Annotated in this window: 7 protein-coding genes; all 7 read left to right on the forward strand. The window is 65.8% G+C overall.

Annotated features, from left to right (window positions below):
* Positions 1-218 precede the first annotated feature (218 nt).
* Positions 219-878, forward strand: coding sequence for a TPM domain-containing protein (locus K9U41_RS21090; protein ID WP_282642813.1), 660 nt, complete (start codon positions 219-221; stop codon positions 876-878).
* Between the two features lie 304 nt (positions 879-1,182).
* A complete protein-coding gene (locus K9U41_RS21095; protein ID WP_282642814.1) occupies positions 1,183-1,563 on the forward strand; it encodes a hypothetical protein in 381 nt (126 codons plus the stop codon).
* A 216-nt stretch (positions 1,564-1,779) separates the two neighbouring features.
* Complete coding sequence (locus K9U41_RS21100; protein WP_282642815.1) at positions 1,780-2,763, forward strand: malate dehydrogenase; 984 nt, start codon at positions 1,780-1,782, stop codon at positions 2,761-2,763.
* 618 nt (positions 2,764-3,381) lie between these two features.
* On the forward strand, positions 3,382-3,753 hold the full coding sequence (gene rpsL / locus K9U41_RS21105; protein WP_012113697.1) for a 30S ribosomal protein S12: 372 nt from the start codon (positions 3,382-3,384) through the stop codon (positions 3,751-3,753).
* 25 nt (positions 3,754-3,778) lie between these two features.
* Positions 3,779-4,249, forward strand: a complete 471-nt coding sequence (rpsG, locus tag K9U41_RS21110) for a 30S ribosomal protein S7 (RefSeq protein ID WP_012113698.1) — start codon at positions 3,779-3,781, stop codon at positions 4,247-4,249.
* A gap of 18 nt (positions 4,250-4,267) precedes the next feature.
* Positions 4,268-6,343 (forward strand): elongation factor G, encoded by a 2,076-nt coding sequence (gene fusA / locus K9U41_RS21115; protein WP_282642816.1) that lies wholly within the window; start codon positions 4,268-4,270, stop codon positions 6,341-6,343.
* A 67-nt stretch (positions 6,344-6,410) separates the two neighbouring features.
* Positions 6,411-6,537: GTP-binding protein (locus K9U41_RS21120; RefSeq protein ID WP_246089533.1), on the forward strand; the 127-nt coding region annotated here is incomplete at its 3' end.

Consider the following 6,537-nt stretch of genomic DNA (forward strand, 5'->3'; position numbering starts at 1 on the left):
CGCGGATTTCGGCGGAGGTCCTTGTTTCCGCTGCCGCGATCGCATCGGCGATGCGCGCGAGCGCCGCGTCCGAAAGACCGGCGACACCGGCGGCGGCGGTGCCTCCGGCGACTGGTGAGGCGGTTCGTTGTCTGTGGTATCAATATAGGGCAGATCGCCCACGGGCCGGCTGCCCGTTCAGCACGAGCGGCAGGGCCGCCGAGGGAAAAGGATACGCCATGAGCGCCGCCGAACGGGATCAGTCGTCCGCCGCCGCCGGTGTCGCCGGTCTTTCGGACGCGGCGCTCGCGCGCATCGCCGATGCGATCGCGGCAGCGGAAACAAGGACCTCCGCCGAAATCCGCGTGGTGGTGGCGCGCGCGCCGCTGGTGCAGCATCCGTTCTTCTCGGTGCTGTGGGCTTCGCTGGCGGCGCTGGTGCTGCCGTGGTTCATCGCCCTGCTGTGGCCCATGCCGGCGTTGCCGCTCCTCGCCGTGCAGGCGGTTCTGTTCGTGGTGCTGGCGTCGATCCTCATGCTGCCGGGGGTGGTCCATCGGGTGATCCCCCGGCTCGCCCTGAAGGCGGCCGCCCGCAGCGCTGCCATCGAGACCTTCCTCGCCTATGGCATCCCCCAGACGGCGGGGCGGACCGGCATCCTCATCTACGCCGCCGCCCGCGAGCGGCTGGTGGAGGTGGTGGCGGACGAGGGCGTCCACACCCCGCTCGGCCATGGGGCCTGGCAGGAGATCTGCGGTGCGGTCGCCTCCCGCGCCCGGCAGGGGAGCCTGGCCGACGGGCTGGTCTGCGGCGTCGAGAAGGCGGGCGAACTCCTCTCCGGCGCCCTGCCGCGCGGGCCCCAGGATCGCAACGAACTCGCCAACCACGTGATCGTGGTGTGAGGGCGGCGGGACGGCGTTACCCCATGGCCTGAAGGGCCGGTGCATCCAGGGCGGCGCGGATTGTCGTCGCGTGGCAGGGCCGTATAGCAGGGCCGCATGGCAGGGCCGGGCCATCGCCGCGCGCTGCACATTTCAGGTTGTCCAAGCAAAATACACAATCTAAGATTGCTATCAGCTTCCCTGCACTCTTGGGGACACGGCTGCGCCTGGTCCGGGCGGAGGCGGCCGTGCTGTGGATGCGGTCATGTCATCTGCGGGGCAGGGCGCCTTGCGATTCCGCTTTTCCGCCCGGATGGGGGGCAGCATGCCAACAGCAACCGTCTGGTCCAGCGGCCGGGCCGGAGAGAAAATCCAGATCTACCTGGAGAAGACCGGACCGGCCGCCGCCGTGATCCGCCTCGCGACATGGGGCAATGGCCAAAATCCGGCCCTGGACCGTCCCAAAAGCCTCCTGGCCTACGATCTCTACGATGTTACGGCAGTCTCCGCTTACGCGATTTCCTGCAAGGCCGACGCGCCCGGCCCGTTCGACCCGAGCGTGGACTGCAGCCTCGTGGCCACCAGGGGCGGCGGCGTGGTCGCGATCACCGTGCCCTTCATCACGAAGGCGCAGTATCCCGTGGGCGGCGATGATTTCGAGGAACTCGTGGTTTTCCTGAAAGCGGCGAAGTTTCCGAGGGCCTGAGCTGGGCTCGCCGGAGGTTTCGCGGGCGATCCGCCGCGCCGATGGCCAGCCCGCGCCCGAACCATCGGGCGCGGACGGCACTCCCGGCCTAAGACCAAGGTCCCACGGCCAGCCCGCGAATCGGCTCCGCGCAGCGCCTTTCCTTCCGCGGCGCTGCGGCATAGATTGCGCGCCCGAGCCTTCGGGGCTCGACCTAAGGCATAAGGGCTTCTTCTCATGACCAAACCCGCCGTTCGCGTCGCTGTCACGGGCGCCGCCGGTCAGATTTGCTATTCGCTGCTTTTCCGCATCGCCAACGGCGACATGTACGGCAAGGACCAGCCGGTCATCCTCCAGCTTCTGGACCTGCCGCAGGCGCAGGCCGCCGTCGGCGGCGTCGTGATGGAGCTCGAGGACTGCGCGTTCCCGAACCTGGCCGGCGTGGTCATCACCGACGATCCCAAGGTGGCGTTCAAGGACATTGACGCCGCGGTCCTCGTCGGCGCCCGCCCGCGCTCGAAGGGCATGGAGCGTGCCGACCTGCTCTCCGCCAACGCCGAGATCTTCAAGGTCCAGGGCAAGGCGCTGAACGAGGTGGCCAAGCGCGACGTGAAGGTGCTCGTGGTGGGCAATCCGGCCAACACCAACGCCTACATCACCGCCAAGAGCGCGCCCGACCTGCCGGCGAAGAACATCACCGCCATGCTCCGCCTCGACCACAACCGCGCCCTGTCGCAGTTCGCGGCCAAGGCCGGCATCGCCACGGCGGATATCGAGAAGGTGGCGGTGTGGGGCAACCACTCCCCGACCATGTACGCCGACTACCGCTTCGCCACCGCGAACGGCAAGCCGCTGCCGGAACTCATCAACGACGAGACCTGGTACCGCGAGACCCTGCTGCCCAAGGTAGGCAAGCGCGGCGCCGCCATCATCGAGGCCCGTGGCCTGTCGTCGGCCGCCTCGGCCGCCAACGCCGCCGTGGACCACATGCATGACTGGATCCACGGCACTGCCGGCAAGTGGGTGTCCATGGGCGTGGCCTCCGACGGCTCCTACGGCGTGCCCGAGGGCATCGTGTTCGGCGTCCCCGCCGTGTGCACCGCGGGCGAGTACGAGGTGGTCCAGGGCCTTCCCATGGACGATTTCTCCAAGTCCATGTTCGAGAAGACCCTGAACGAGCTGCTCGAAGAGCGTGACGGCGTCGCCGCCCTGCTGGGCTGACCTGGTCCGTTCCGATTCTTCGCGATTCTGTGACCCGGCCTCCCGTCGCCTTCGTGCGATCGGGGAGCCGGTAGCAGTCGCCGGATTCGGTGCCGTTTGTTTGGGCGCAGGTCGATTCTGCCCTCGTTTCAGGCGTTAAACGGCCTGGTGCGCCGTCGCCGTGCCCTTCTGGGGGCCGGAAGGCGGTTCGAGGCCTTCGAACTCGGGCGTTTCATCCCGCCCATTTCTCAACGAAGGCTTGACGCAGAGCGACTCTGCGGCTAGAAGCAGCCCACTTCGCGGCAGGCGGTCGGCGTCTGAGCGATCGGTTTCTCATTCCCAAAGGCTTCCCGGCCTTGAGTGAGACGATCCCAAGAGCCGAAACGCTGCCAGGAACAGCACTGCGATAACTTCAGGTGCATGATCGCGGCGTCGTCCCTCACGGGAATTGCGCGCTGTGATCCTCTGTCGCGAGAAAGGCGTGTCCGCACCCGTTTGGGCCGTGGACGGCGCCTTTCGTGTTCGTTGGTGCGAGCGCAATTTGAGACCCCGTCGGGGTCAATCGTGGCGGCCCCTGAAAAGGTCGTCGAATGAAGAATGCGGCCCCAGGCCGCAGATCAGGACGAGGCGAAGGCGTACATGCCGACGATCAACCAGCTGATCCGTAAGCCGCGCGAAGCGCAGAAGGCGCGCGACAAGGCGCCGGCGCTTCAGGCGAGCCCCCAGAAGCGCGGCGTTTGCACCCGCGTCTACACGACGACCCCGAAGAAGCCGAACTCGGCTCTGCGTAAGGTCGCCAAGGTGCGGCTCACCAACAGCTACGAAGTGATCGGCTACATTCCCGGTGAGGGCCACAACCTTCAGGAGCACTCCGTGGTGATGATCCGCGGCGGCCGCGTGAAGGATCTTCCGGGTGTGCGTTACCACATCCTGCGCGGCGTGCTGGACACCCAGGGCGTCAAGAACCGCAAGCAGCGCCGTTCGAAGTACGGCGCGAAGCGGCCCAAGTGATCCGGCTAGGTTGAGGAACTGAACGATGTCCCGTCGTCACAAGGCCGAGCGCCGCGAAGTCATTCCGGATCCCAAGTATGGGTCCACCACTCTGTCCCGCTTCATGAATTCCGTGATGCGTGATGGCAAGAAGTCGGTCGCCGAAGGCATCGTCTATGGCGCTCTCGACGTGGTCGAGACCAAGGCCAAGCACGATCCGGTGGATGTGTTCATCCAGGCGCTCGAGAACGTGGCCCCGGCGGTGGAAGTTCGCTCCCGCCGCGTGGGTGGTGCCACCTACCAGGTTCCCGTCGAGGTGCGGAACGAGCGTCGCCAGACCCTGGCGATCCGCTGGCTCATCGCCTCGGCCCGTGCCCGCAACGAGAAGACCATGGTGGAGCGTCTCTCCGCCGAGCTGCTCGATGCTGCCAACAATCGCGGCGCTGCCGTGAAGAAACGCGAAGATACGCACCGGATGGCGGAAGCCAACCGCGCCTTCTCGCATTATCGCTGGTGATCGGAGAGGACGACTTCCATGCCCCGTACTCACGCGATCGAGGACTACCGCAACTTCGGCATCATGGCGCACATCGATGCCGGCAAGACCACGACCACGGAGCGGATCCTCTATTACACCGGCAAGAGCCACAAGATCGGTGAAGTCCATGATGGCGCCGCCACCATGGACTGGATGACCCAGGAGCAGGAACGCGGCATCACCATCACGTCCGCCGCGACGACTGCCATCTGGTCGGGCAAGCGCCTGAACATCATCGACACCCCCGGGCACGTGGATTTCACCATCGAGGTGGAGCGTTCGCTCCGCGTGCTCGACGGCGCCGTGTGCGTGCTGGACGGCAACCAGGGCGTCGAGCCGCAGACCGAGACCGTGTGGCGCCAGGCGGACAAGTACAACGTGCCGCGCATCGTGTTCGTCAACAAGATGGACAAGATCGGCGCCGACTTCTACCGCTGCGTCGAGATGATCATCGACCGCGTGGCCGGCAACCCCGTGTGCTGCCAGCTGCCGATCGGTTCGGAAAACAACTTCAAGGGCATCATCGACCTCGTCCGCATGAAGGCGGTGGTGTGGGAAGATGAAGCCCTCGGCGCCAAGTATCATGACGAGGAGATCCCCGCGGATCTCGCCGACAAGGCTGCCGAATACCGCAACAAGCTGGTGGAAGCCGCCGTCGAGCTCGACGACGACGCCATGACCGCTTACCTCGACGGCGTCGAGCCGGATGTGGCGACCCTCAAGTCGCTGATCCGCAAGGCGGTGATCGGGCGCAAGTTCAACCCCGTGTTCTGCGGCTCCGCCTTCAAGAACAAGGGCGTTCAGCCCCTGCTCGACGCGGTGGTGGACTTCCTGCCGTCCCCCATCGATCGCGGCGCCATCAAGGGCATCGACTTCAAGACCGAGGAAGACACGGTTCGCCTGCCTTCGGACGAGGAGCCCACCGCGGTTCTCGCGTTCAAGATCATGGACGATCCCTTCGTCGGCACCATCACCTTCTGCCGGGTCTATGCCGGCAAGATGGAAACCGGCATGGGCCTGCTCAACTCCACCCGCGACAAGCGTGAGCGCGTCGGCCGGATGCTGCTGATGCATGCCAACAACCGGGAAGACATCAAGGAAGCCTATGCGGGCGACATCGTCGCCCTCGCCGGCCTCAAGGATGTGCGCACGGGTGACACGCTGTGCGATCCCGCCAAGGCCGTGATCCTGGAAAAGATGGAATTCCCGGAGCCGGTCATCGAGATCGCCATCGAGCCGAAGTCCAAGGCCGACCAGGAGAAGCTGGGCATCGCCCTCTCCAAGCTCGCCGCCGAGGACCCGTCCTTCCGCGTGTCCACCGATTTCGAGAGTGGCCAGACCATCCTCAAGGGGATGGGCGAACTGCACCTGGACATCAAGGTCGACATCCTGAAGCGCACCTACAAGGTGGACGCCAACATCGGCGCCCCCCAGGTGGCCTATCGCGAGACCATCACGAAGAAGTACGAGGTGGACTACACCCACAAGAAGCAGACCGGCGGTACCGGCCAGTTCGCGCGGGTGAAGTTCATCGTGGAGCCGAACGAGGTGGGCAAGGGCTTCGCCTTTGAGAGCGCCATCGTCGGCGGCGCGGTGCCGAAGGAGTACATCCCGGGCGTCCAGAAGGGCCTCGAGAGCGTGCTTGGCGCCGGCGTGCTGGCGGGCTTCCCGGTGGTGGACGTGAAGGTGCAGCTCATCGACGGCGCCTTCCACGAAGTGGACTCGTCCGCCCTGGCGTTCGAGATCGCGTCTCGCGCGGCGTTCCGTGAGGCCCTCCAGAAGGGCACCCCGGTCCTGCTCGAGCCCATCATGAAGGTCGAGGTGGTGACGCCGGAGGATTACACCGGCTCCGTCATCGGCGATCTCAACTCCCGCCGTGGCCAGATCCAGGGCCAGGACATGCGCGGCAACGCCAACGTGGTCAACGCGATGGTGCCTCTCGCCAACATGTTCGGCTACGTGAACACCCTGCGCTCGTTCAGTCAGGGTCGTGCCACCTTCACCATGCAGTTCGACCACTACGAGCAGGTGCCGTCGAACGTCGCCCAGGAGGTCCAGGCCAAGTACGCCTGACGGCGTCGGTCTGAGCCTTTCGAGTTTCACCCTTCAGGTTCGCCAGAGAGACCCAACGGAGAGTCCAATGGCCAAAGAGAAGTTCAACCGCTCGAAGCCGCACTGCAACATCGGCACGATCGGTCACGTGGATCACGGCAAGACGTCGCTGACGGCGGCGATCACGAAGATCCTTGCGGAGACGGGCGGCGCGA

The sequence above is a fragment of the Xanthobacter autotrophicus genome (assembly GCF_029991245.1).
Classification (GTDB): Bacteria; Pseudomonadota; Alphaproteobacteria; order Rhizobiales; family Xanthobacteraceae; genus Xanthobacter; species Xanthobacter autotrophicus_C.

Excerpts from the sequence above, each read along its gene's own strand:
- fusA (WP_282642816.1), top strand. The coding sequence starts at position 4,268 with ATGCCCCGTACTCACGCGATCGAGGACTACCGCAACTTCGGCATCATG.
- rpsG (WP_012113698.1), top strand. The coding sequence starts at position 3,779 with ATGTCCCGTCGTCACAAGGCCGAGCGCCGCGAAGTCATTCCGGATCCC.
- K9U41_RS21095 (WP_282642814.1), top strand. The coding sequence starts at position 1,183 with ATGCCAACAGCAACCGTCTGGTCCAGCGGCCGGGCCGGAGAGAAAATC.
- rpsL (WP_012113697.1), top strand. The coding sequence starts at position 3,382 with ATGCCGACGATCAACCAGCTGATCCGTAAGCCGCGCGAAGCGCAGAAG.
- K9U41_RS21100 (WP_282642815.1), top strand. The coding sequence starts at position 1,780 with ATGACCAAACCCGCCGTTCGCGTCGCTGTCACGGGCGCCGCCGGTCAG.
- K9U41_RS21090 (WP_282642813.1), top strand. The coding sequence starts at position 219 with ATGAGCGCCGCCGAACGGGATCAGTCGTCCGCCGCCGCCGGTGTCGCC.